Genomic DNA, 23,961 nt, shown 5'->3' on the forward strand with positions numbered 1-23,961 from the left:
TGTTTTTTTAATTGTTTTTCTCCCGACTATGAGGGAATTGAAGCGTTTTTTGGATCGCAATGAGTTACATACTCAACGGGTTTTTCTCCCGACTATGAGGGAATTGAAGATCACCTCCTTTATTAAATAATTTCTACTGCTGGTTAGTTTTTCTCCCGACTATGAGGGAATTGAAGACTTTCCTATATACACTCCCCCGATTATTGCTTCTTCTGTTTTTCTCCCGACTATGAGGGAATTGAAGCACTATTGTATTTTTAGAATCACAATTTGTACTTAGGGGTTTTTCTCCCGACTATGAGGGAATTGAAGGCAAATGCTGGCATGAACGCTGTCAAGGCCAAGCCCTTGTTTTTCTCCCGACTATGAGGGAATTGAAGTATTTCCCATTTGGAAATAGATGGGTAGATAAATTCGTTTTTCTCCCGACTATGAGGGAATTGAAGTGACGAAAACAATGTTGTTATTCGCGAGAACGAACAGTTTTTCTCCCGACTATGAGGGAATTGAAGTATACTCGAATTGGGTGGTTGGGGTCCTCCAGTTCCGTTTTTCTCCCGACTATGAGGGAATTGAAGCTTCATACATGATACTACCTCCTATAAATATAAAAATTGTTTTTCTCCCGACTATGAGGGAATTTTTTATATCTTTTACTCCCCAAAATCTCTCTAAATTTTTCCCTGATTAACAATCTGGAAAAACTCATTATTAGCATATATAATATTTTCAAATCCAAATTCCGGAGTAAAAACAGCTTGAAAGATATTACACAGTTTCTTAAAGCCAAAGAGACAGGACAAAAAATAACGATGGTATCTACCTACGACTACTGGTCTGCCAAACTTTGTGAAGAAGCCGGAATAGATGCCATACTTGTTGGAGATTCCCTTGGAATGGTTATTCAAGGAAACAACTCAACCCTACCTGTCTCATTAGAGGAGATGATTTACCACACCAAAGCAGTTAGAAAAGGAGCACCAAACACCTTTATAGTCGTAGATATGCCATTTATGAGTTATCATACATCAGTAGAAGAAGCTGTTAAAAATGCAGGCAGAGTTATAAAAGAGACAGGAGCAAACGCAGTTAAGTTAGAAGGAGCTGGCATAGTTTTAGAAATAACAAAAAAATTAGTGTCCATAGGAATACCAGTAATGGGACATTTAGGATTGACACCCCAATTTATAAACCTGTTTGGAGGTTATAAAGTTCAAGGAAAAACCATAGACAGTAGAAAAAGAATATTGGAAGATGCAAAAGCTTTAGAAGAAGCAGGAGTATTTTCCATAGTTTTAGAAGCTGTCCCTTCAGATTTAGCCAAAACAATTACAGACAGTTTAAAAATACCCACAATAGGAATAGGAGCCGGAAAAGACACAGACGGACAGATACTGGTTTTCCACGACTTAATAGGAGTATTTGAAAAAACACCTAAATTCGTAAAAAGATACCTTGAAGCAGGTAAGTTAATAAAGCAAGCTTTATCTTCTTACAATCAAGAGGTAAAAGATGGAAAATTCCCAACAGAAGAATATTCATATTAAAATATCAAAAAACCTCTTTGACGCTATACCTTACATAAAAGAAGGTAAGTTAGTTGTGGCAAAAACAGACACTATCTACGGCATACTTGCAGATGCATTAAACAAAGAAGCTGTTGAAAAAATATACAAAATCAAAGGAAGACCAGAAGACAAACCCTTTATAATCCTAATACCTTCTTCACATGATTTAAAAAAGTTTAACGTAAAACCAGACCCACAAGGAGAAAAAATACTAAATATAAAAGGCATTACAGTAATATTTGATATAGAAGACCCTACAGGAGAGTTTTACTATTTACACAGAGGCAAAAACTCGTTAGCCTTTAGGATTCCAGATGACCCTGTTTTCCTATCTTTCTTAAAAGAGTTAGGAAGACCCGTTGTTGCACCCAGTGCAAACCCATCAGACCTACAACCTGCCGAAGATATAGAGAAAGCCATAGAATACTTTAAAGACAGTATAGACCTTTACATTGACAGTGGAAAGGTTGAAAAAAACGTTCCCTCAACTATAGTAAAAGTAGAAAACGGTAAAATAAAAGTAATTAGAGAAGGAAGTAAGAGGTTGTGAAATGCAAATAAAAACCCATCTAAAGATAGACAACTCTCTAAGTGGATACCCTCTATCCATAGAAGAAGGCAAAACTGCCACCGTAAAACTCATTACAGACCAAAGAATGGTAGCCGATGAAAAAGGACTTATACACGGAGGATTTATCTTCTCAGCTGCAGATTACTGTGCTATGATTACTGTTAACCATCCTAACGTAGTTTTAGGTAGCTCAGAGGTAAAGTTTTTAAAACCACTAAAGTTAGGTCAAAATGCAATCTTCCAAAGTCAAGTCCTGTCTCAAGAAGGAAAAAAAGTTATGGTAAAAGTAGTAGGATACATTGAAGACACTAATGGACAGTTTTTTGAAGGAATGTTTAAATGTTATATTTTAGATAAGCATGTACTGGAATGAAAGAGTACTTCTCTGTAAAAATGAGAGCAAGCTTACAAGGAAGACACGTTTCAGGAGCTGAGAGGATAGTCTTAAAAGAAGATTTACCTACAGTTATAAGCCAACTTTCCCAAAGACCAAAAGAGTATGACTCTTTAAATATAAAAGTAGAGAAGATAAATGATTTAAATTACATAGAAAAAAGCTTAAACGTAAAAACAATTAACGTAAAAGACTGGATAGAAGGAAATAAAGTAGCAGTTGAAATCTTACAAAATCAAGGAGTAGATAAAAAAATAGCAGAAAAGTATATAAATCTTATCCATCAGGGAGCTGTAAACGGAGAAAATATGAGAGGTGCAATGATAGTAAATCTATCAGGAGAAAGAGTAGAAAAAGATAAAACCAGAGGAATAAGAACTGTTAATATAGATTTTGAAGATAGAAAAGCTATCACAGAACTTTTAAAAGAAAAAGGCTACACAGAAAGAACAGTAGATGCCCTTGCTTTGGCAACAAAAACTTTGAATCATCCAGACATAGTAGCAGAATACTGTATATCAGACGACCCAAGCTATACAACAGGCTACGTTGCAACCAAAACTACATACTACCGTATAAATCCCTTAAAACAACTCTCAAATGAAAAAGGTGGTAGAATATACTTTGTAAAAGATACAGCAAATATAGAAGATATTTACCAATACTTAGAAAGTGAAGCATTTTTGATAAAACAGTTAGGGGATTTACAGTGAGAAAGATTTTCATTCACGGATGGGGATTTTCTAAAAATATATGGAGTAATTACTTTTACTTAGATGACGCAGAATTTTTAAGCCTTCCTTTTCACGGTGGAAGCAGAGAATATACATCTATAGAGTCTTTTGCAGACTATTTATCTAAAAGTATAAATCAACCTACAACTTTGATAGGGTGGTCTCTTGGAGCTTCTGTCAGTGTTTTAACTGCTTTAAAAAATAAGAATGTAAAAAAGTTAATACTAATTGGTTTTAGTCCTAAGTTTGAAGATGAGAAACTTGGAAGTCCAAAGGCAAGTATAAAAGCATTTATGTTAAACCTTAAAAAAGATTTTGAAAAAACAGTTAGAAACTTTAGAGTATCAGCGGTAGAAAAAGACCCTTTATGTCCTGTTCCTGAAAAAGAAGGTAGTATTGCACTACTTAACGACTTTATAAGTTTAGACCTAAGAGAGGCTTTAGAAAGTGTAGAATGTGAGACCCACATATTACACGGTATAAATGATAAGATAGTAAATAAAGAAGCTGCATTTTTTACTAACCAAAAAATAAAAAACAGTCAACTTTACCTGTTTGACTCTCACCATGCACCATTTTTAGATAGGGATGTGTTAGAAATTGTCTATCAGTAAAAGCAGAGTAAAAACATCTTTTACAAAAGCTATTAAAAGTTATGAAAATCATATTTATGTCCAAAAACAGACTGCTGTTAAACTCTCTGAGCTTTCTAAAGATTTGGAAGGTTTTGGTATAGATTTAGGCTGTGGAACAGGAATACTTAGCACTCTTTTAGATAAGAATGTTATAGGTTTAGATATATCCTTCAGTATGGCAAAAAGTTATAAGGATAAAAATCTAAAAGTTGTAGTAGGAGACATAGAAAATATACCTTTTAAAGCAAACACTTTTGATTTTGCGGTCTCAAATTTTGCTCTACACTGGACTAATTTAGAAAAAAGTTTTAAAGAGATAAGCAGAGTTTTAAAAAAAGAAGGAAAATTTTTATTTTGTATGCCTATAGAAAACAGTTTTAAAGTGGTTGAAGAGATTTTAGGAGAGAAAAACTTTGATTTTGTCTCTGTAGAAACCTTACTTAAAATGTTATCCTATAACTTTGACATACAGTATTTAGAAACAAAAGAGTACAACTTAGAGTTTAAATCGGGATTGGATTTACTTCTACATCTTCACCTTACAGGCTCCTCTGTAGGAAAAGTTGGAAGTACAGTAGGAGAAAAGAGAAAGATTTACAAAAAGTTTTCAAGTTATAAAAAACCTTTAACTTTAAACTTTAACGTGGTTTTTATAAAAGCTGTTAATCTCCAATCTTAAGAAGTTCTCTTAACTCATCTTCAAGTTGTCTACACCTTGGACAGACTGTTGTATCTCCTTTGTAAGAGAAAGGCACTAAACATTCACTACAAGGTATCATTACATGTTCTGCTAAAACTTTATACTTTTTAGATACAAAGTCCGAAATGTAGAGCTTTTCTTCTAAATGGATACATTTTTCAGGGCATACATCGTGACATATTCTACACTTTATACATAGAGATGGGCTAAATAAAACTTTTAATTTACTATCACTTGATGTTAGAGCTCCCGTAGGACAGACGTTATAACATACAGAGCAGTTAGTACAGCTGCTGTCTATCCATTTATCCGATGAAAACTCTATCTTATCAACTTCGAAGTATTTATCTTCTGTGTCTACTTTAGATAAAGCGTTAATTAAAATATCTCTTTTAACAGGATAAACTTTTTCACTGACTATATTTTTAAATTCCCTGTCTCCTGTTTGAGATTCATCTATAGGTGGAAGTTTATCAGCTACAGCCCAAAAAGCTAAAGAAGCTGTTTGTTTTACAAACATTTTTAAGAAAGACCTTCTTTTATTCTCTTTAATTTCAGGTTTTTCGTAGCCTACCTCTTGAGTTTTAACTCTGTAGTCTACACCGGCAGCATCAAGGATGTAGTTTGCTTTTTCTACGTTTTTGTTTATTAAATCTATCTGTTTTCCTATACTACAGTTTTGACAGTGTTTTATATCTAAAATAATATCTCTTTCTTTTTCTATACAGAGAGCTGATAGATAATTTTCATCTAAGGCTGAAAGGCATGGAACGTTTAACTTACAGCTTATTAAGTTATTATCGTCCTCTATAAATTTAAAGTAGAATTCGGGTAAATCAAAGCCTTGGATTTTATAGCTTTCTGTAGGACAGTTTCCTACGCAAGCACCACAGTTTATACAGTTTTCATAGTTTACTTTTATTTTATCGTTTTCTAACGTTATAGTGTTTTCTACGGGACAAACATCAACACACCTTCTACAGTCTGCATACCTATAGTAAACCCTTACACAAGAGTATACATCAAAGGATAATCTAACTGACATTTTCTAATTCCTCTAACTGCTGAAGTATGTACTCGTAATCTGACATTATAAACTCAAGGGTTGTTTGACAGACATCGTAGTAAAAAGGTGTTTCTGCCATATCTCTTGCTGCTAGTAAGTATATAGGAGCCCACTGTAATAGATGTTCTTCCATAAACCTTTTTTGAAGCTGCAAGTACTTTTTTTCTTCTTCTTCGTTGTTTATTGAGTAAGCTGTAAGTTGTTCTTTTATAAGTGTTATCATAAATTCAAGTTCTATGGCTATGTGGTCTGGAGATAGGACTCTTGTTTTGTTTAGGTCTATCTCATATCCGTTTTCTAAGTAAAATTGTAATGTAGGATTTGTAGGGGTTGGGTTTATATGTCCTTCATCATTCATAAAAACGGACTGATAAGGGTATGCATTAAGTATAAAAACGGTGGTATAATCTACGTTCAGGTCTTCATCTATAAGTTGTTTAGTTGTTTTTGTTTTAAAAACTTCCCAGTCCTTTGTGTTTGGGAAAAGGTCTAACAACTCTGGGGTATACTTTATTTTATCTAACAATTCTTCGTCTACTTCCTCAACTAAAAGCCTTGATAAAAAAGCGTACATGTTTATTCTTGCTTGGTTTTCTGTTATTTTTTCATCCATTGATTTCTCCTAATAAAAAAGCGGGTTTTTCAACCCGCTTAATAGATTTACGCTGATGGGAATTTCCAATATTCGTCATCAATTGGGAACCAAGGTCTTGGCATCCACTTAGGTCTTCTTAAACCACCTGGCTGGTAGTTTGGTCTTGTAAGCTGGTCTCTCCACGCTTTGTAAACTTCCCAAGTTTTGTTTATATCTACAAATACATCTCCTATCTTATCTTCAGGACCTGCTTTCTCTATTAAAACTTTCTTGTGCCAGCATTGCATACCTGATAGTGGGTCTGGGTTTGCTGGGAAAACTGCGTTTTGGAATACTCCCGTTGTTCCTTTCCACCATATTTGCTCTGTGTCTTTGTTAAACTCAGGGAACTGCCAAGATTTAAATGGTTTTACACCTTCCTTAGTTCTCATAAAAAACTGGTTACCTTTTTGTTGAATATCTACCAATACAGAACCCATTCTCATTACACCAAGTTCGTGTTTAAATCCATCTACTTTTACTTCGTTTACCAATCTCCATCTACCGTTATGGTGAGAGCATGCTACCACTCCGGGTCTTGTGGCCTGTGTAGGCATAGCCATTGCAACAAAGTATCCTGTTTCTATACCTGTTAAAGTATCTACAACTCTAACTTTTACAGCATCTCCTCTTTTGATACCTAACCTTTTAGCATCTTTTTCGTATATCCATAGTGGGTTGTGGTTTTGTCCTATTTCCATAAGCCATTTTGAGTTTATTGACCTTGTGTGTATTAGATAAGGAAGTCTGTAAATCGGGTTTAAAACAAACGCATTTTCTTCTTTTATATAATCATGGTGTACTTGGGATACAATGTGAATCATCTGTTTTCTTTCTTCAGCGTTTCTTGGATATATAGGTATTGCATACTCAGGCCATTTCCACTCTTTTAAAGTTGGAGAGTAAAACTCTATAAGTCCAGAAGGGGTTTTAAATCCGTTTACTATTTTTCCATCTTTGACTATTCCTATCTTGTGTTTTTTTCCACCTTCTTCTACGTGGTAAGCTATATCATTTTCTATTTTTACCTCATTTTCTGGTATCCATTTTCCATCGTATTGATAAGCTTTTTTCTCAGGATCGTAAGGTAATGGTTTTTCGTGAACGTTGTAAACATCCGTTGCCTCTGTCCAAGCTCCTCTGTCTCTCATATATTCGTAAGGAGTTATACCAAGCTGCTGGCATACTTCACTGAGTTTTGGTAGTGTTGAAAATGCAGCGTTGTAGTATTCTTCCATGGTAACAGGTTTACCTGGGTTTTGTTTTGATTCCCAGTATTTTCTTATACCTAAAGATCCATCTGGGTCAATTGCAAATGCCAAGTTTACAAAAAACTCATCTTCTTCCCATATTTCCCCTAAACCTACTTTTTTATGAGCTTCTAACGTAGCTTTAGCTGGGTCGTTTGGTTTCCAACCCATCTTTTGTAGTGCAACTCTTAAAACAGGTTGTCTAAATCCTGTCCACTTTTCCGGTTTAGTAGGTTCTGAGTGTTGGTCGTGTCTCTCTCCAGCAAGTCCCATAGGTAAAATGTAATCACAGTAAAATGCAGTTTCAGACCATATAGGAGACAAGTATACAGTTAAACCAAACCTATTTTCATCTTTTAGAGCTTCTACCCATCTAAAACCATCAGGGTTAATCCATACTGGGTTGTAAATTCTTGAAAACCACACTTCTACTTTATCAGGTATTTTAAGACCTTTTTCTTTCCATTTGTTTCTCCACTCATCATCCATCACTAAGTGAGGTAAGAGATAACTAAGTTCGTAAGCTGATAAAGGCCACTCTGGAGGCCACTCAAGTTCATTCCATGCTTTAACTGGTTCAGGAGTATCAGCCATACATGCACTACCACCTTTATCACCAATAGATATTGTATGCCATTTGTACCATCCTACTCCACCTACGTTACCTATAGCACCCATGAAAGCCATAAGTATTGTTCCTGTTCTACCAGCTCCCATCCATCCGCCCCTGTTTCCAGCTGCAACTGCTCTCCAGTGGTACTGAGTTATTCTATCTCCGGCCCAAAGTATCAATTCGTAAAGTTTTTCTAACATAGATACTGGAATTTTTGCTTCTTGTGCAGCCCATTCGAAGGTGTAATCTTTGTAGAGGTCTTTTAAAACTGCAACAAAGTCTTCAAAAGAGTTTCCGGAAGGTACTTCAGTTAGGAATCCTTTTTCTTTTAAGAAGTTTAAGTAATCTTTGTCTTCTATAAACTGTTTCCAGTTAAACCATCTTTTTACAAACTCCTTATTGAACTTTTCTTCTTTTACAATCCTGCTTATCATTGCAAGGTTTATTGCAGCTTCTGTTCCAGGCCAAGCAGGTATCCAAAGGTCTGCCATTCCTGCAGAGTTTGACAGCCTTGGGTCTATAACTACAAGTTTTGCACCTTTTGCCCTTGCATCTGCTATGTATCCTGCATGTTGCTGGTAGTAGTGTCCTGCATCTGCAGCGTGAGAAGATACAAGAAGTATTAATCTACTGTTTGCAAAGTCCGGAGATGTTCTATCATCTCCTACAGTGACTATGTTTCCAAATCTTCCGTTTGAAGAACATATGTTTGTGTGAGAGTTTCTACCATCTACTCCCCATGACCAAACAACTCTTTTTACATGAAAACCGTTTTCATTCGGTCTTCCTACTTGGTATATGATTTGTTTTTTAGATATTTCATCTCCTTTAAGGAGAACTTCTCTCATTCTCTTACCAATTGTCTCTAAAGCTTCTTCCCAAGTGGTTCTAACCCACTTATTTTCACCTCTTTTACTTCCAGGAGCTCTCTTTAGAGGGAATGGTATTCTATCAGGGTCGTACATTTGAGAAAGTGCTGCGTATCCTTTTGCACAGTTTCTTCCTCTTGACCCAGAGTGGAAAGGATTACCCATAAACTTTCTAACAGTTAGAGTGTCTTTATCTATCCAAGCTGTTAAACCACATGCAGCTTCACAGTTATTACAAACAGTTGGAACTATCATGTAGTTAATAAGTTTTACACCATCCCTTAAAGCTCCACCATGTATTTTCCAGTAATCCCCTGCAGGTTCTTTCCAGTCATTCCACTTTTCAAACGGTGGATAGTAGTCTAAATGTTTTGGTTCAAATGTTAACTCTTGATTGTTTGCTACTTTATTATCTGCTTCTACTTTTTCAAAAACTCCTTTAGTCAGTGCAACAGCACCGATAGAAGCTGCAGCTCCTTTTAAAAAGTTTCTTCTTGTTGTCTTTATCATATTCACCCTCCTTATTAACTAAGTGGTAACATTTGAGGAGCTAAAAGCCATGAATGTTTTACAAGCCAAAGACCAACCAAAGCAGATATTGAGCCAAGTAAAGCATACTCGTACTTTTTCTTTTCGTTTGCTATTCCTACTAAGATTATTGGGATGATGAATGTTAAAAATATTCCAAGCCAGAACATAGGTGCAAGACTACCAAATGTTAAAATTTCCACAGCTCTATGGGAAAATTCTGAGTGCATTCTTGCAAATAAAATCTCTCCAAGGTACATCATTCCTGATAAAAATGCAGAACCTATAAGTATATAACCAAGCTCTCTTTTTACTTCTTCCATCTCAACTTTATAAATTGTCATAAGTAAAAGGTAAGCTGCAGAACCTGCCAATGTTGCAGATAAAAGCATTTGAATCATTTCAGCAGGGAAAACCCATAACTCTCTTGCTGTTGATTCACCCATTATACCTGCAGTGTAGATAGTTGAAAAGAATGCCAGTACAAACCCTGGAAGCATCACTTTATCAAAAAGTTTTTTATTTCCAGTTACCCATGACCAGAAAGATATTAAAAGGACTATAACAAAACCAGAAACAACCCATGCTCCGAGTGTAACTGCTGAAGTAAAGTGTGCAAATAAGAATATCTTCCAAAATCTAAACATATGGTGAAGGTCTAAAACTGTTACTAAAAGTGTAATACCTATAAATATTAATCCAAGTATTGGAACCCACTTTCTAAAAAATGCATCTTTTTCTGGATACTTTTTTATAAAATACAAACCAAGAAGAAAACTTCCTGTTGCAATACTTTTAGCCCACATATTTGTTGAAACAAGCCATCCCCATACAACTTTTGGTAACGCTACATCAAAAGTTACTTCAGCTCCCAACATGATTAATGCCCTCCTATATGGTCTAAAAACTTAACTTCTGTAAATAAAGTATAACCTTCAGGTCTTTCTGAAGCTAATGGGTCAAGAGCAACTGTAGAACCTCTTACATAAAAATGTTTTGGTTTTGTGTTTAACTCTGGTTTTCTAACCATTACATCTTTATGTTCTTTTAAGTATTTAGAGATTTCACTTTCAGGGTCATCTAAATCACCAAATATGTTTGCATGGGTTGGGCATGCAACTACACACGCAGGCATCATTCCTACTTCTATTCTATGGGCACAGTAAGTACACTTGTCTGCAGAGTTTGTAATAGGGTCTATATAAATCGCATTGTATGGACAAGCCATCATACAGGACGCACATCCTATACATCTGTTGTGGTCAACGTTTACTATACCGTTAGGAAGGTAATGTAATGCACTTACAGGACATATTCTTTCACAAGGGGCATTTTCACAGTGATTACATCTTAAAGGTACAAAGTGTCTCTTTACTTCTGGAAACTCCCCTTGGTCTATGTACTTAACCCTCAACCTCCAACTATGTAAAGGAACATCGTTTTCAGCCTTACAAGATACAGCACAAGCCATACACCCCATACATCTACTTAAATCCACTAAAAATCCAAGTCTCATAGTTTAACCCTCCATTGTATAATCACAGACTTATAGACATCCTTTGAAAAATCCTGCTTTTGGTTTTGGAGATATTTTATACTCTTGAATTTCTAATACAGGTAAATCACCTTCTTTTTTTACTATTTTGCCTTTTGCATCTATACTTCCACCAAACCCTTCATCAAGCTCAAAGTAGTAAATGTTTTTTGGAGCTATTGCATAAAAAGTATTTTCTGTAACGTCGTATATCACATAGCCGGTTTGAGCTGCTTCAACAGGTGGACAACTTGATAAAAGCTCAAAGCTCCCTGTTGCTTTTGCCTTTTCTGCACAAGATTTTGCTGTTATAACAGCACTAGATAACTCAACTTCTTCTCCAACATTCTCTGCAGCAAAAGAAGGTATTATTAAACCAAGAGACAATATAACACTTAACATAACTTTTCTCATTATATTAACCTCCTTATTAAATCTTCGATAAAATACTAACCTTCTAAAATAAAGTTGTCAAACATTAACCAAATCATTTTAAAGTTTTTAAATACGCAACTATATCTTTTAAATCCTGTTCAGATAAATGAGCATACGGTGGCATTTTAGAAGTTATATTACCTTTGTCGTCTTTTATGTACCATGTATACATATCGTTATTTGGATAAGCACCATTTTTATCTGGTCCTGCAGCTTTGTTATAGTGTCTGTTTATGTTAAGGTTTCTAATTACAACATCGTTTGGATTTACTATTGACTCTTTTAGGTATATAGGGTTAGAGTATCCTCCGATTTTTGAAAGATTTGGAGCCAGTCCTTCTGGAGCTGCAGTTTGGTCTGCAAATCTGTGGCAACCGTTACATCCATTTTGAATCATTAACTCTTTACCTCTTGCTGGATTACCTATTTCACCGTATCCCCATGAGATATATTTTAAGTAGTTAGGATCTACTTTTGCATTACCCATTTTTATAAACTTCCAGTTAGATATAACTTTATTACCATCTCTGTTTAGAGAGTTTCCATCCCATATTGCAAAAGATACCGGAACCATTCCAGAAGCAAGGTTTAAATCAGGTGTTTTTATAGGTTTTTTAATAAAAGCTATCCATTGCTTATTTGCATCATCGTATTTCATTGTAAATGTATAACCTTTTTCTTGAATCTCAGTTAAACTTCCAAAGCCTTCAGCTATAAATGCCTTTTGGTAATCCTTTCCTTCTACAGCCTTTTTTAGATAAGTCATAACAGGATGTTTTGAGTCTCCCATTCCTATGTAAGCAAGAGTTGTCCCTTTACCGTATTTAACTGGAAATTGAACTGATACTCCATCTCCATACTTGTTAGTTGTCATAGCTGGCTGAACAGATTTTGTTTCATCTTTCCATTTTATTAAAATTCCTATCTCTTTTTGATTATAACCAACGGTAACTTCTGCTTCTACAGGCTTTTGTTCCTCTACTAATTTTTTAGCATTTGCATCATTTAATGCAACTGTATATTGCTGATATAAAGTTATTTTTTTTGTAGGTAAAGACGAAAGACCTTCTTCAGATATATTTGCTATTTGTTTAGCTTCTATAACATCATCTTCAAACTTATCTACGCCAGCATTGGAAGATATTACTAAAGTTGATAAAGCAAGTAAAGATAAAGCTTTTTTCATTATTTACCTCCTTGTCTTGATTATTCAAATAAATGGCAGGGAAAATCCCTGCCCTAATTTTTTAATGACCACCATGTTTTTCTTTCTGTGGAAGTGGTAAAACCTTTTCGTGGAATGTGTAGTCTTTTATCTCTACTCTTTGAGTGTTTGCACCGTGTAAGTATCTTTGATCTACAATCCTGAAGAACTCTGAACCTTTAAGTCCTTTTTTAGCAGCTTCTTGTTGGTAATAGTTGTTATCAAGTCTGAACATATCTCTGTGGGAGTATGCAATAAGAATATCCATTAACTCTGATTCTTCTCCTCTTGCTCTTTTTTCCATTTCTTTTCTTAAAGTTTCAAGTGCTTGATGAACTTCTTTTCCAAATAGAAGCTCTAAGTATTCAATAGGAGTTCTTCTTGAACCTTCTATTGGAGCCATATTGTCATCGAATTTTGGTGGTTCAAACAACGGTGGTACATAGTAAACGTTTGGTTGAGTTCCAAAGTCAGGTCTAAGTGGTAAAGCTACTTTATATTTATGAACTAATTTGTAAACTTGTCCTTCTTCGTCATCTAAAAATCCTACAAATCTTATTCTACCTACACACTGGTGAGCACAAGCTGGTGGTAGTCCTCTTTCTACCCTTGGGAAGCAGAATATACACTTTTCAGACTTAGATATTTTAGGGTTAAAGTATATCTTTTTGTAAGGGCAACCTGCTATACAGTATCTATAACCTTGACATCTTTCAAGGTCAACTAATACTATACCGTCTTGCTCTCTTTTAAATATAGCTTCCCTTGGACATGCTGCAAGACAACCTGGGTTAGAACAGTGGTTACATATTCTTGGGATGTAGAAGAAGTAAGAGTTTGGATACTCTCCTCCTCCTACATCTTCGTCCCAGTTTGGTCCCCACTGTAAATCAGACTTAGTTTGTAAAAGTGAACCATTGAAAAGTTCATCGTGGTTGTAATCCCATGGTACTCCATAGTCTAATGCTAAGTCTGGAATTATACCGTCCTTTAGATTACCATCTTGATCAAATCCTCCACCAGCTTCCATCCAGTTTCTTGGGTATCCAGCTCCAGGATGTGTCTCAACATTGTTCCAGTACATGTATTCTCTTCCGTTTCTGTTCGTCCACTGTGTTTTACAAGCAACTGTACAAGTTTGGCAACCTATACATTTATTTAAATCCATTACCATTGCAAGTTGTCTTTTTGACATTTACATACCTCCTTAAACTTTTTCTATATCAACGGAAGTTTCGTAAGCATGTTGGTTACCATCCCAGTTTCCACCAAACTTGAGATGTCCCCAACCGTCGGAAAGCTCTAACAGGTTTAAAGGTGAAGCAACAACTTCGTTATGTCCTTTTCTTCCTTTGTAGAAGAATGGTTCCCAACCATGTTCAAGAAGTATTGCATCTTTAGGACAAGAAGGGTATACCTTAGCCATTGCGTAAAACTCACCTAAAGTATTGTAAACTCTTACTTCATCTCCATCTTTAATACCTTTTTTCCTTGCAATCTCAGGGTTTATCATTACGTAAGGTTTTCCTCTTTGGAGTCTAAGGAGAAGTGTTGATGTCTTATAAGTAGAGTGGATAGACCATCTTGCGTGTGGTGTCATAAGTACAAATGGGAATTTTCTTGGTCTGATAGGTTCTTTTGCAGTTGGTACGTTTGCACCTTCCTGTATCCATAAGTCATCATCTACATAGTAAGTTATTCTTCCTGATAGAGTTTCAAATCTTTCATATAGGAAAAGATTATTTTCAAATACATTATATGGTTTATCTGGATATAGAGGTGAGGATTTTCCAGCTTTTTCGTTTAGTACTAAGTAACCACCTCTTTTAAACATAGATTCTATTGTGTTTGGTTTAAACTGGTCTGTGTTTTCAAGAGCAAGCTCTACCGCATCTTTGTCAGTTCTGAGTTGTCCGTTTATCGTGTACTCGTCAACTAATGTATCAAGGTCTCTGTACCCGGTTTTTGAAAGTTGCGGGTCTGGTATTTTAATGTATTTTTTATCTCCTGTTTCTTTGTACTTTTTCATTGCAATTTCTTGAATTTTTTCAACGATCATTGTACAGATTTCCCACTCAGATTTAGCTTCTCCAACTGGTTTTAGATTTGCAGGTGGATGTGCTAAGTTTGCAAACCTGTGGTACCCTGGGTTCGTTCTTAGGTCCCAAACTTCGTAGTGAGATTTTGCTGGTAGAAGTATATCTGCATAATTTGCAAAATCTGACATTCTAAAGTCCACATAGGCTATAAATTTAGCTTTCTCTAAGAATGCTTTTTTGTAAGAAGATCCTTTATTTCTTCTAAATCTTGCATCTGCAAAGAGTAAGAATGTTTGAACATCTTTCCAGTAAGACTTTCCATGCCCTATTCCTTTATCACCTTCAGATTTTGAAAGCATCTCTTCCACTTTCTTTTTATACTCTTCTTTTGACATTCCCATCACTTGTTTAAATGTTTCTTCTTCATAGAGCTTATCAAAATCTTGCATCATATTACCAAGGACAAACTCACTTACAAATCCAGATGCAAATCTTTCTTTATATTTACCAGCAAATCCAGATATTTTTGCCAGCCCTGATATTGACCACTCATTCTCAGTGTTAAATCCACCGTAAGGTCCAAGTCTTCCACAAAGTGGCGTAATAGACGCTATAGCCCTTTGAGCTAACATTCCGTTAAAGTACTTACCTATTGTAAATCCCATAGATATAAACGCAACTTTTGGAAGGGCTATATCCCTTGCAAGTTGTTGGACTATCTTTGGATGAACATTTGTTAGTTTAAATGTCTTTTCTGCTGGGAATTTTGCAGCTTCTGCTTTTAACAGCTCAAACACAGGTGTAACTTTAACTTTTGAACCATCTTTTAATCTAACCTCATAAACACCTTCTAAAGCTGGGTCTATGTCCCATCCAAGGTCTTTTAATCTCAACGTTTTAACTGGGTTTCCTTCAGAACCAGGCATTATTGTGAATTTACCGTTTTTAAGGTTGTAGGATAAAAATACTTCATGCTCTTCAAACTCTTTTCCGTGGGCTTTTTCTTCCATATTGTGGAATATCTCTTTATCAAACATAGGATCATTTTTATCTATGTCTGATAGTCTTAATAGCTTCTTATTATCAAGTCTAACCAAGAAAGGTAGGTCTGTAAATACTTTAATAAAGTTAGGTTTGTAGAGTTTTTGCTGGATTATCTCATTTATTATAGACATTGCTAAAAATCCGTCATATCCAGCTCTTACAGGCACCCATAGGTCAGCTCCCTTTGCTGTTGCGTTGTAGTCAGGAGTGATAACTATAACTTTTCCACCGTTATATTTACCTTCCCAAACCCAGTGAGCATCAGGAATTCTTGTTTTATTAGGGTCTTGTCCCCACCAAATTTGAACGTTTGCAGTGTAAACAAAGTCGTAAGAGAATCCTATATTACCTTCACCGTAAACTAAAGACACACCAGGGAACATATCACCAACGTAAGAAGCTATGTAAGGTCTTACAGCACCAAGTAACGTTCCAAGTCTTTTACCAGAGGCTGCCCTTGCTTCTGTAAGCATACCTGCACCAACATGTATGTAGTTTCCTTGAGGACCAACAGTTAACATAGTTTCGTATATTCTAGTAGCCACTTCTGTAATAGCCTCATCCCAAGATATTCTCTTCCATTTACCTTCTCCTCTTTCTCCTACTCTCTTCATTGGATAGAGGATTCTGTCTTTTTCATACATTAAACACTGAAACAAGTAAAACCACTATAGCTATCCAAAATAGTAATCTTTCTGTCATACTCATTTTACCCACCTCTTTAGTCGTAAACTTCTTCAGATTCTTTTTTAGCTTCTAAAAATCTTGACCATCTACCAAAGTATATTAAGTTTGCAGTTAGTACACCTACTATAAAGTAAGTTCCGGACATTGCCATACTACCTATAGAAAGTGTAGGATAGGCAGCTAAGAATGCTCCAGTTGTGCAACCACCACCTATTAAAGCTCCTAAAGCCAAAAATATTCCTGCGAAGAAAACTAAAACCATTCTTACGTAAGGGATTGGTGTAACTCTTGCAAACGCAGGAGGAACAGGATCAAACTTAAATCTACCTGATATTATAGCAGCCAAGAAAGCACCAGGTAAAACACCTAATATTAATCCAGAATGCCATAGTATGGTTTCATTAACTTGAGGAACAACGTTTGATATAGGATAACCTATTAAGTGAGAAATCCAACCTACTAATGCAAGTAGAGCTCCTGAAAAGCCCAAGTATTCTCCCTGAGCTGTAGCCCATGCGATTATAGAACCAGCAGCTACACCACCTATAGCCCAATGCCACTCATCTTTTATAAGATTAAAACTTGTTTTCTCTTGATAAAGTTTCTTAGCAGGGTCTAACCAATCAGCAATTAAAGCAAATACTAAAAATAAAACTCCCCATGCAACAGCTAATGGACCATAAGGAACTCCTAAGACACCATAAAGGGTTAAATCTTGTTTATTACCTAAAATACCAGCCTCTACTAAAGAGGGTTGAATAGCGTTATAAATAATCACACCCAAAACTAAACCAACAACACCTGCAGCTGATATAAACTTTCCTGCTCCTACTCTTGCAACACACGTTCCCGGACAAAAACCTGCAGAAGCCATAGCAATTCCAAACATTACACCACCTATAAGGTGAGCTACTCCCAGATAAGGCATTATTCTTGGAATAAGGTTTGTAGATTCTGAAAATCCAAGAATATCAGCAAGTCCATAGATTATTGAAGCTGTAGCTATCCCAGTAAACGCAAACTTCATAATTTTTAAGTCCCTTAAAAGGAGCATACCTTCAACACGGGAATACCTTACAGCTCCAACCTTAAAGAGAACAAAACCAAATAGAGCACCTGTTATAAGACCCATTATAAGATGATTTGTGTGTTCCATGATACTAACCTCCTGATATTAAAAATAAGAAAGCCGGCTTTTAGCCGGCCTTGATTGATTACTGCTCTATAGGTAAAGATGCGTCGTTACCCCATTCGTCCCAAGAACCTACATAAACTTTTGCTTTAGGATATCCTGCAAGTTTTAAAGCTGCAAATACAAAAGATCCTCTTCCAAGTCCTACGTGACAATAGGAGATAACTGTTTTATCAGGAGTAATTCCAGCTCTTTCAAGTTGTTTTTTGATTTGATCTACAGGTTTAAATAGAGGTTTATCAGGCTCACCGTTAGGGTTACCAGCCAGTTTTTTCCATTCAAAGAATTTAGCTCCAGGAATGTGTCCACCCCTTTCAACTTGCTTGTGTTTTCCAGGAGCTTCCAATGCTTCCAATAGAGTTTTACCTGTGTATTCTTCAAATCTTCTTGCATCAAGTATCACATAGTTAGGATCTTTTGAAGCTTTTAGTACTTCATCTTTTGTAGCTAAGATATCTTTTCTTACTTTTACAGTAAATTTACCAGGAGCTGGTTTTTTAGCAGGACCTGTTTCTACAGGTAATCCTTTTGCTTTCCAAGTAGCAAAACCACCATCTAACATTTGAACGTTGTCAACACCGTATAAGTAAAGGAAAAACCATACACCAGATGCGTTAGGTCCTTTACCATCGTCGTAAGCTATTACGTGAGAGTTGTTGCTGATACCAAGCCCAGATATTAACTTTTGTGCATTGTTTTCACACATAGGAAGTCCGCCACACTTTTTAATGTCAGAGAGGTAGTGAAGGTCGTGAGCGTATGCATTTTGAGCATTTGGAATGTGTCCTGCTTGAAATACTTTTGGGTCATCACCACATACAAACACTGCCTTTCCAAGTAAGTCTTTTGCTTGGTCTACAGAGATTAGTAAATCTGCAGCCTTTGAAGATGCTGCTACTGTTAAAAGTCCTGCTGCTGCAAGTGTTAAAACTTTTTTCATCTAAAACCTCCTATAAAAAGATTTGAATATTAATATGACCTAATATTTTCAAGTTGTCAAACACTAACCTAATTTAAAACAAGGTTATAAAACATATTCCATTACCAGATTAATAAGCAATTTTAATGCCAATTGTTAAGAAATTTTAATATTATTGATTTTATAAAAACTTAAAAAGTTAATATATACTAACTAATTACAAATTAGCAAAATTTTTTTTATTAAAGATTGAAATAAAGTTATTTCATTTTGAAATATCTAAAAATCATCTTGAAAATGCTATAATAATTAATCATCAAATTAACAAGGAGTTTCTATGGAAGACATTAAGAAAGTTCCTATAGAAGAAGAGATAAAAAGTGCGTACATAGATTACGCAATGTCTGTTATAGCCGGAAGGGCTATCCCAGATGTTAGGGATGGTTTAAAACCAGTTCAAAGAAGAATCTTATTTGCAATGTATGAGTTGGGATTGCTACCTAACAAACCTTACAAAAAATCTGCAAGAGTTGTAGGTGAGACTTTAGGTAAATTCCATCCTCACGGAGATACTTCTGTTTACGATGCACTTGTTAGAATGGCTCAAGATTTTACGATGAGATATCCTCTTATAGATGGCCAAGGAAACTTTGGTTCTATAGATGGAGACCCTCAAGCTGCAATGCGTTATACAGAGGCAAGACTTACAAAACTTGCAGTAGAGATGCTTGAAGATATAGATAAAAACACCGTTGATATGGTACCAAACTTTGATTCATCTTTAGAAGAACCAACGGTTTTGCCTTCAAAATTTCCAAACCTTATATGTAATGGAACGTCAGGAATAGCTGTAGGGCTTGCTACAAGTATTCCTCCCCACAACTTTACAGAAGTCGCAGAGGCTCTCAAATACCTTGCTCAATTTCCTGATGCAACAGTTGAAGAACTATGTCAGTTTATAAAAGGTCCTGATTTCCCAACAGGTGGAATAATAACAAACTCTCACGAAGAGATAATAGATATATACAAAACAGCCAGAGGCTCTATAACTATAAAAGGTAAAGCTAGAATTGAAAAACTACCCGGAAACAGACAAAGAGTAGTTATATATGAGATACCATACCAAGTAAATAAAGTTGAGCTTATAAAAAGAATAGCAGAATTAGTTAGAACAGGAAAAGAAAAAGGTATATCAGACTTAAGAGACGAATCAGACAGAACAGGAATAAGAATAGTTATAGAGCTTAAAAGAGACGCAGACCCAGAAAAAGTTTTAAAAAAACTCTACAAAAGCACTCCCCTTGAAAAAAGCTTCCCTGTTAACTTTACGGTCTTAGTAGACAAACAACCAAAAGTTTTAAGTCTAAAAGAGATACTCCAAGAATTTATAAAACATAGATTAGAAGTTATAACAAGAAGAACGTTATTTGACCTTGAAAAAGCAGAAAACAGACTTCACATAGTAGAAGGTTTAATAGTAGCCCTTGAGAACGCAGACAAAGTGATAGACATAGTAAGGTCATCAAAAGACACATCACAAGCAAGAGAACTTTTAACAACAAGGTACAATCTAACAGAAACACAAGCAAATGCAATCCTTGATATGAGACTTGCAAGGTTTACAGCATTAGAAACAACTAAATTAAAAGAAGAGAAAAAGGAACTTGAAGCTCAGATAGAAAACTACAAAAAAATTCTCTCAACTGAAGAAGAAAAGATAAAAGTGTTTATTCAAGAAATGGATGAGATGCTTTCAAAATATTCAGACGAGAGAAAGACAACTATAGCAGTAGAAAAAGAACTTACATTTAAAGAGTACTTTATGTTTGCGATAATGTCTTCAGGAAAAGTATACAATCACAAAGTAGATGAAAATACAGATAAAAGTGAGATTTTACAGAAAATTATAAACGATATATCTTTAAACTCTGTGGAAGGTAAAAAGATAGTATCTATTCAGGAAGTAGAGAGCTCTAAACCTGTTGCATTCTTCACAAAAGAAGGAAAGGCAGACTGGAGTCTTGTTATAGACCTTCCAAAAGGAGAAGGTAAGTTAAAGATAGATTCAGAGATTGTAGGAACAATTTACCAAGGAGAAGGAGAGGAAAATAGAGTATTTTTAATAACTAAGAAAGGTATTATAAAAAGAATGTTTGATGAAGACATCTTCTACAAATCTCATAAACATACTGTAATGCCTTTAAATGAAGGAGATGAGTTAGCAGTTGCTATAGCAGACCAAAATCCATCTTATATAGGAATATACACAAAAAATGCAGATTTATTACTTTTTGAAAGAAACGAAGTTAGAGTAACAGGTGATAAAGCTAAAGGAGTAGAAGGAATAGATTTAGATCCAAACGATGAAGTTGCAGGATCGTTCTTAATAGATGGCCATAACTATATTTTAATTGCTACTTCAAAAGGTTATATGAAGTTAGTTGAAAAGTCTGAGTTTCCTATAAAGAAAAGAGGACAAAAAGGACTAATGGCTGTAAAACTTAATAAAGATGATTATGTGGTCTCTATGATTCCTGTAGATATAGGTGAAGATGTTTTAGTTCAAACAAAACATGGAAAGCTATTAAAAATCAAAGTAGACCCATCTATAATACCAATAGGAAAAAGAACATCTACTGGAGAAAATAAATTTAACTTTGAAGCTGACAGTATAGTAAAAGTTCTAAAATTACCGAAATTTCAGGAAATAGGAAATGATAGTTAGGATTCTTTATCTTCTTGGCATAGTTATAGGTTTATATGCTATTTTCAATAACTTACCCTATATCTTTAAAGTAGATTTTTCTGACCCTATGTTAGCGTTGGGAAAGATTTTAGTTTCTTTATTCCCTGTGATAGCCGGGACTGTAATAGTTTACGTTTCAGCTTACAACTTGTATTTAAGCTTTAAAAATAAATCTTGACAGGAGGTGAAAATATGGAAAGGTATGATGTGGTAATAGTAGGTGGAGGACCTGCTGGACTTTCCTGTGCTTTAACGTTAGCATCAGCTAAAGGACACTTTGAGTGGGGAGAAAACAGAAAGTATTTAGTAATTGATAATGACTCTTCAGACTTACTGAAAGCACAGCTTTATAACGTACCAGGACTTCCTCAAGGAATACTTGGAAGAGAAGCTTTAGAAAACCTAAGAAAACAAGCACAAAGTTATGGAAACGTTGAAATTGTTAAAGGAAGAGTTGTTAAAGTAGAAGGTGAGTATAAAAACTTTAAGGTTATCACTGAAGAAGATAAAGAGTATTTAGGTGATATAGTAGTATTTGCAACAGGATTTCATGAGTTTAACATAGAGTGTGAAGGTGTAGAAGTTATAGAAAATAAAAGGTCTCCAAGACCGGGTAAAGTTCAGTTAAAAGTTGATGAAGATAATAAAATAAGAGAGGGTCTTTATGCAGCTGGATTGATAGCAGGAGTTAGTACTATGTACGCTTGTGCAGCCGGAAGTGGTGTTCAAGTAGCTTGTAATATCCAAGCTTTATGGGCTGGTAAAAACGTTGTTGTTCACGATGTACCTAAAGATAAACAATAAAAAAATTAGGAAGGCTTTTGCCTTCCTTTAAAATTTAATAGTTAACTTTTATTAATAAAACTCCTTTTTCTTTTGCAATATCCTCTATATCATCACTACCTTCTACGTATACAACGGTAGGTATAACCTCTTGTTTTAAAACCTTATAAAGTGCGTTTGCTCTATCTAAAGATCTTTCTAAGTCATCTTTGTATAGAGAGTAGCTAACTTCTACAGCTAAGTACACAGGTTTTCTGTTTTCTCTTAACTCTCCACTAACCACTAAATCTAAGTCAAATAGAGAATATCTCTCGCTTTGTTGTATTTAAGCTTTAAAAATAAATCTTGACAGGAGGTGAAAATATGGAAAGGTATGATGTGGTAATAGTAGGTGGAGGACCTGCTGGACTTTCCTGTGCTTTAACGTTAGCATCAGCTAAAGGACACTTTGAGTGGGGAGAAAACAGAAAGTATTTAGTAATTGATAATGACTCTTCAGACTTACTGAAAGCACAGCTTTATAACGTACCAGGACTTCCTCAAGGAATACTTGGAAGAGAAGCTTTAGAAAACCTAAGAAAACAAGCACAAAGTTATGGAAACGTTGAAATTGTTAAAGGAAGAGTTGTTAAAGTAGAAGGTGAGTATAAAAACTTTAAGGTTATCACTGAAGAAGATAAAGAGTATTTAGGTGATATAGTAGTATTTGCAACAGGATTTCATGAGTTTAACATAGAGTGTGAAGGTGTAGAAGTTATAGAAAATAAAAGGTCTCCAAGACCGGGTAAAGTTCAGTTAAAAGTTGATGAAGATAATAAAATAAGAGAGGGTCTTTATGCAGCTGGATTGATAGCAGGAGTTAGTACTATGTACGCTTGTGCAGCCGGAAGTGGTGTTCAAGTAGCTTGTAATATCCAAGCTTTATGGGCTGGTAAAAACGTTGTTGTTCACGATGTACCTAAAGATAAACAATAAAAAAATTAGGAAGGCTTTTGCCTTCCTTTAAAATTTAATAGTTAACTTTTATTAATAAAACTCCTTTTTCTTTTGCAATATCCTCTATATCATCACTACCTTCTACGTATACAACGGTAGGTATAACCTCTTGTTTTAAAACCTTATAAAGTGCGTTTGCTCTATCTAAAGATCTTTCTAAGTCATCTTTGTATAGAGAGTAGCTAACTTCTACAGCTAAGTACACAGGTTTTCTGTTTTCTCTTAACTCTCCACTAACCACTAAATCTAAGTCAAATAGAGAATATCTCTCGCTTTGGGTTATTATACCTTTTTCCTCTGCTTCATCTATCTCATCTATAAGACGGTTTAAGTCTACAAGCTTAGACTTTTTTAAGATTCTACCAAAATATGCAGCAAACTTATCCCTAACTTTTCTTTCAAAATCACTACCTTTAAACTTTCCAAACTCACCTTTTAAGTAGTTTACATCTTTTTTGAGTACTGCCACATCCTTTTTAAGACCTTCTACATCCTGCTTTAATACTGCTACGTCTTGTTTTAATACTGCTACATCTTGTTTCAGTATTGCTACATCTTGTTTTAAGACTTCTACATCAGCTTCTATTTTGTCAACCTTCTTCTCTAGTCTATCATGTTTTTCTTCTAAAGTTTTAAGGTGTTGTAAAAGTTCCTCCATTTTTTTGGGAAGTTCTAAAAGCTCAGAAGTCAGTATTATCTTTCTCAACTCTTCAAGCCAATCAGGATGTTCTATTAATGCTTTAACAATGTCTGCAAAGGTTTTAATCTCGTACTTTTTCATTTCTTGCTCAATTCTTTCATCTAACGTTAAGCTCATAAT

Annotated in this window: 23 protein-coding genes and 1 CRISPR repeat array (1 of these 24 running past the window's edge); of the genes, 10 read left to right on the plus strand and 13 right to left on the minus strand. The window is 35.1% G+C overall.

Going from position 1 to position 23,961, the window contains the following annotated elements; translation table 11 throughout:
* A CRISPR array of direct repeats spans positions 1 to 646; the repeat unit is 30 nt; unit sequence GTTTTTCTCCCGACTATGAGGGAATTGAAG (it extends 784 nt beyond the left edge of the window).
* A gap of 112 nt (positions 647 to 758) precedes the next feature.
* The 6 genes from panB to SULAZ_RS06835 are packed head-to-tail and all read left to right on the plus strand — an operon-like array spanning position 759 to position 4,581.
* Positions 759 to 1,547 carry a 3-methyl-2-oxobutanoate hydroxymethyltransferase gene (gene panB / locus SULAZ_RS06810; RefSeq protein WP_012674461.1) on the plus strand — a complete coding sequence of 263 codons (789 nt, stop codon included), beginning with the start codon at positions 759 to 761 and terminating at the stop codon, positions 1,545 to 1,547.
* Positions 1,513 to 2,118 (plus strand): L-threonylcarbamoyladenylate synthase, encoded by a 606-nt coding sequence (locus SULAZ_RS06815; protein WP_012674115.1) that lies wholly within the window; start codon positions 1,513 to 1,515, stop codon positions 2,116 to 2,118. Before panB ends, SULAZ_RS06815 begins: the two co-directional genes overlap by 35 nt.
* A 1-nt stretch (position 2,119) precedes the next feature.
* Positions 2,120 to 2,512 carry a PaaI family thioesterase gene (locus SULAZ_RS06820; RefSeq protein WP_012674846.1) on the plus strand — a complete coding sequence of 131 codons (393 nt, stop codon included), beginning with the start codon at positions 2,120 to 2,122 and terminating at the stop codon, positions 2,510 to 2,512.
* Positions 2,509 to 3,246, plus strand: coding sequence for a 6-carboxyhexanoate--CoA ligase (locus SULAZ_RS06825; protein WP_012673634.1), 738 nt, complete (start codon positions 2,509 to 2,511; stop codon positions 3,244 to 3,246). Before SULAZ_RS06820 ends, SULAZ_RS06825 begins: the two co-directional genes overlap by 4 nt.
* Entirely contained in the window at positions 3,243 to 3,881 is a 639-nt protein-coding gene (locus tag SULAZ_RS06830; protein WP_012674364.1) for an alpha/beta fold hydrolase, read from the plus strand. The genes SULAZ_RS06825 and SULAZ_RS06830 overlap by 4 nt, the downstream gene beginning before the upstream one ends.
* The gene (locus SULAZ_RS06835) at positions 3,868 to 4,581 is read left to right on the plus strand and encodes a methyltransferase domain-containing protein (RefSeq protein WP_012674507.1); all 714 of its coding nucleotides are present in this window, start codon (positions 3,868 to 3,870) and stop codon (positions 4,579 to 4,581) included. Before SULAZ_RS06830 ends, SULAZ_RS06835 begins: the two co-directional genes overlap by 14 nt.
* Here the strand turns inward: SULAZ_RS06835 and SULAZ_RS06840 are convergent.
* The 11 genes from SULAZ_RS06840 to SULAZ_RS06890 form a co-directional block, all read right to left on the minus strand.
* On the minus strand, positions 4,565 to 5,647 hold the full coding sequence (locus SULAZ_RS06840; protein ID WP_012673850.1) for a 4Fe-4S binding protein: 1,083 nt from the start codon (positions 5,645 to 5,647) through the stop codon (positions 4,565 to 4,567). The genes SULAZ_RS06835 and SULAZ_RS06840 overlap by 17 nt on opposite strands.
* Entirely contained in the window at positions 5,637 to 6,281 is a 645-nt protein-coding gene (locus SULAZ_RS06845; RefSeq protein ID WP_012674891.1) for a TorD/DmsD family molecular chaperone, read from the minus strand. Before SULAZ_RS06845 ends, SULAZ_RS06840 begins: the two co-directional genes overlap by 11 nt.
* A 47-nt stretch (positions 6,282 to 6,328) precedes the next feature.
* Positions 6,329 to 9,544 carry a molybdopterin-dependent oxidoreductase gene (locus SULAZ_RS06850; RefSeq protein ID WP_012673997.1) on the minus strand — a complete coding sequence of 1,072 codons (3,216 nt, stop codon included), beginning with the start codon at positions 9,542 to 9,544 and terminating at the stop codon, positions 6,329 to 6,331.
* Positions 9,545 to 9,558: 14 nt separating this feature from the next.
* Positions 9,559 to 10,440 carry an NrfD/PsrC family molybdoenzyme membrane anchor subunit gene (gene nrfD, locus SULAZ_RS06855; protein ID WP_012675026.1) on the minus strand — a complete coding sequence of 294 codons (882 nt, stop codon included), beginning with the start codon at positions 10,438 to 10,440 and terminating at the stop codon, positions 9,559 to 9,561.
* Positions 10,441 to 10,442: 2 nt separating this feature from the next.
* Positions 10,443 to 11,078, minus strand: a complete 636-nt coding sequence (locus SULAZ_RS06860) for a 4Fe-4S dicluster domain-containing protein (protein WP_012673645.1) — start codon at positions 11,076 to 11,078, stop codon at positions 10,443 to 10,445.
* Between the two features lie 30 nt (positions 11,079 to 11,108).
* Positions 11,109 to 11,510 (minus strand): hypothetical protein, encoded by a 402-nt coding sequence (locus SULAZ_RS06865; protein ID WP_012674357.1) that lies wholly within the window; start codon positions 11,508 to 11,510, stop codon positions 11,109 to 11,111.
* Positions 11,511 to 11,583: 73 nt separating this feature from the next.
* Positions 11,584 to 12,717: a c-type cytochrome gene (locus tag SULAZ_RS06870; RefSeq protein WP_012673699.1), complete on the minus strand. Its 1,134-nt coding sequence runs from the start codon at positions 12,715 to 12,717 to the stop codon at positions 11,584 to 11,586.
* Between the two features lie 61 nt (positions 12,718 to 12,778).
* The gene (locus SULAZ_RS06875) at positions 12,779 to 13,930 is read right to left on the minus strand and encodes a 4Fe-4S dicluster domain-containing protein (RefSeq protein WP_012674022.1); all 1,152 of its coding nucleotides are present in this window, start codon (positions 13,928 to 13,930) and stop codon (positions 12,779 to 12,781) included.
* A gap of 12 nt (positions 13,931 to 13,942) precedes the next feature.
* On the minus strand, positions 13,943 to 16,432 hold the full coding sequence (locus SULAZ_RS06880) for a molybdopterin-dependent oxidoreductase (RefSeq protein ID WP_266105187.1): 2,490 nt from the start codon (positions 16,430 to 16,432) through the stop codon (positions 13,943 to 13,945).
* A gap of 107 nt (positions 16,433 to 16,539) precedes the next feature.
* Entirely contained in the window at positions 16,540 to 17,661 is a 1,122-nt protein-coding gene (locus tag SULAZ_RS06885) for a YeeE/YedE thiosulfate transporter family protein (RefSeq protein WP_012674234.1), read from the minus strand.
* Positions 17,662 to 17,719: 58 nt separating this feature from the next.
* Positions 17,720 to 18,637, minus strand: coding sequence for a sulfurtransferase (locus tag SULAZ_RS06890; protein WP_012674928.1), 918 nt, complete (start codon positions 18,635 to 18,637; stop codon positions 17,720 to 17,722).
* Between the two features lie 316 nt (positions 18,638 to 18,953).
* Here SULAZ_RS06890 and SULAZ_RS06895 point away from each other — a divergent pair, with 316 nt between their 5' ends.
* From SULAZ_RS06895 to SULAZ_RS06905, 3 genes are read left to right on the plus strand one after another with little or no spacing between them, the layout of a single operon-like run.
* Positions 18,954 to 21,341, plus strand: a complete 2,388-nt coding sequence (locus SULAZ_RS06895) for a DNA gyrase/topoisomerase IV subunit A (RefSeq protein ID WP_012673633.1) — start codon at positions 18,954 to 18,956, stop codon at positions 21,339 to 21,341.
* The gene (locus SULAZ_RS06900) at positions 21,331 to 21,540 is read left to right on the plus strand and encodes a hypothetical protein (protein WP_012674635.1); all 210 of its coding nucleotides are present in this window, start codon (positions 21,331 to 21,333) and stop codon (positions 21,538 to 21,540) included. Before SULAZ_RS06895 ends, SULAZ_RS06900 begins: the two co-directional genes overlap by 11 nt.
* Positions 21,541 to 21,554: 14 nt before the next feature.
* Positions 21,555 to 22,166 (plus strand): NAD(P)/FAD-dependent oxidoreductase, encoded by a 612-nt coding sequence (locus tag SULAZ_RS06905; RefSeq protein ID WP_012674735.1) that lies wholly within the window; start codon positions 21,555 to 21,557, stop codon positions 22,164 to 22,166.
* A 34-nt stretch (positions 22,167 to 22,200) separates the two neighbouring features.
* Here the strand turns inward: SULAZ_RS06905 and SULAZ_RS06910 are convergent, their stop codons facing one another.
* A complete protein-coding gene (locus SULAZ_RS06910; RefSeq protein WP_012673977.1) occupies positions 22,201 to 22,428 on the minus strand; it encodes a hypothetical protein in 228 nt (75 codons plus the stop codon).
* An 80-nt stretch (positions 22,429 to 22,508) separates the two neighbouring features.
* Between SULAZ_RS06910 and SULAZ_RS06915 the strand changes: the two genes are divergently transcribed.
* The gene (locus SULAZ_RS06915; protein ID WP_012674735.1) at positions 22,509 to 23,120 is read left to right on the plus strand and encodes an NAD(P)/FAD-dependent oxidoreductase; all 612 of its coding nucleotides are present in this window, start codon (positions 22,509 to 22,511) and stop codon (positions 23,118 to 23,120) included.
* Positions 23,121 to 23,154: 34 nt separating this feature from the next.
* On the opposite strand, the gene SULAZ_RS06920 is transcribed toward SULAZ_RS06915, so the two are convergent.
* On the minus strand, positions 23,155 to 23,958 hold the full coding sequence (locus tag SULAZ_RS06920; RefSeq protein WP_012674275.1) for a hypothetical protein: 804 nt from the start codon (positions 23,956 to 23,958) through the stop codon (positions 23,155 to 23,157).
* Between the last annotated feature and the right edge of the window lie 3 nt (positions 23,959 to 23,961).

This window comes from Sulfurihydrogenibium azorense Az-Fu1 (assembly GCF_000021545.1).
GTDB lineage: Bacteria > Aquificota > Aquificia > Aquificales > Hydrogenothermaceae > Sulfurihydrogenibium > Sulfurihydrogenibium azorense.

Coding starts and splice junctions, on each gene's coding strand:
- SULAZ_RS06880 (WP_266105187.1), bottom strand. CDS start 16,432: ATGAAGAGAGTAGGAGAAAGAGGAGAAGGTAAATGGAAGAGAATATCT.
- SULAZ_RS06815 (WP_012674115.1), top strand. CDS start 1,513: ATGGAAAATTCCCAACAGAAGAATATTCATATTAAAATATCAAAAAAC.
- SULAZ_RS06845 (WP_012674891.1), bottom strand. CDS start 6,281: ATGGATGAAAAAATAACAGAAAACCAAGCAAGAATAAACATGTACGCT.
- SULAZ_RS06920 (WP_012674275.1), bottom strand. CDS start 23,958: ATGAGCTTAACGTTAGATGAAAGAATTGAGCAAGAAATGAAAAAGTAC.
- SULAZ_RS06870 (WP_012673699.1), bottom strand. CDS start 12,717: ATGAAAAAAGCTTTATCTTTACTTGCTTTATCAACTTTAGTAATATCT.
- nrfD (WP_012675026.1), bottom strand. CDS start 10,440: ATGTTGGGAGCTGAAGTAACTTTTGATGTAGCGTTACCAAAAGTTGTA.
- SULAZ_RS06840 (WP_012673850.1), bottom strand. CDS start 5,647: ATGTCAGTTAGATTATCCTTTGATGTATACTCTTGTGTAAGGGTTTAC.
- SULAZ_RS06850 (WP_012673997.1), bottom strand. CDS start 9,544: ATGATAAAGACAACAAGAAGAAACTTTTTAAAAGGAGCTGCAGCTTCT.
- SULAZ_RS06915 (WP_012674735.1), top strand. CDS start 22,509: ATGGAAAGGTATGATGTGGTAATAGTAGGTGGAGGACCTGCTGGACTT.
- SULAZ_RS06890 (WP_012674928.1), bottom strand. CDS start 18,637: ATGAAAAAAGTTTTAACACTTGCAGCAGCAGGACTTTTAACAGTAGCA.
- SULAZ_RS06825 (WP_012673634.1), top strand. CDS start 2,509: ATGAAAGAGTACTTCTCTGTAAAAATGAGAGCAAGCTTACAAGGAAGA.
- SULAZ_RS06865 (WP_012674357.1), bottom strand. CDS start 11,510: ATGAGAAAAGTTATGTTAAGTGTTATATTGTCTCTTGGTTTAATAATA.
- SULAZ_RS06895 (WP_012673633.1), top strand. CDS start 18,954: ATGGAAGACATTAAGAAAGTTCCTATAGAAGAAGAGATAAAAAGTGCG.
- SULAZ_RS06900 (WP_012674635.1), top strand. CDS start 21,331: ATGATAGTTAGGATTCTTTATCTTCTTGGCATAGTTATAGGTTTATAT.
- SULAZ_RS06875 (WP_012674022.1), bottom strand. CDS start 13,930: ATGTCAAAAAGACAACTTGCAATGGTAATGGATTTAAATAAATGTATA.
- SULAZ_RS06820 (WP_012674846.1), top strand. CDS start 2,120: ATGCAAATAAAAACCCATCTAAAGATAGACAACTCTCTAAGTGGATAC.
- SULAZ_RS06885 (WP_012674234.1), bottom strand. CDS start 17,661: ATGGAACACACAAATCATCTTATAATGGGTCTTATAACAGGTGCTCTA.
- SULAZ_RS06905 (WP_012674735.1), top strand. CDS start 21,555: ATGGAAAGGTATGATGTGGTAATAGTAGGTGGAGGACCTGCTGGACTT.
- SULAZ_RS06860 (WP_012673645.1), bottom strand. CDS start 11,078: ATGAGACTTGGATTTTTAGTGGATTTAAGTAGATGTATGGGGTGTATG.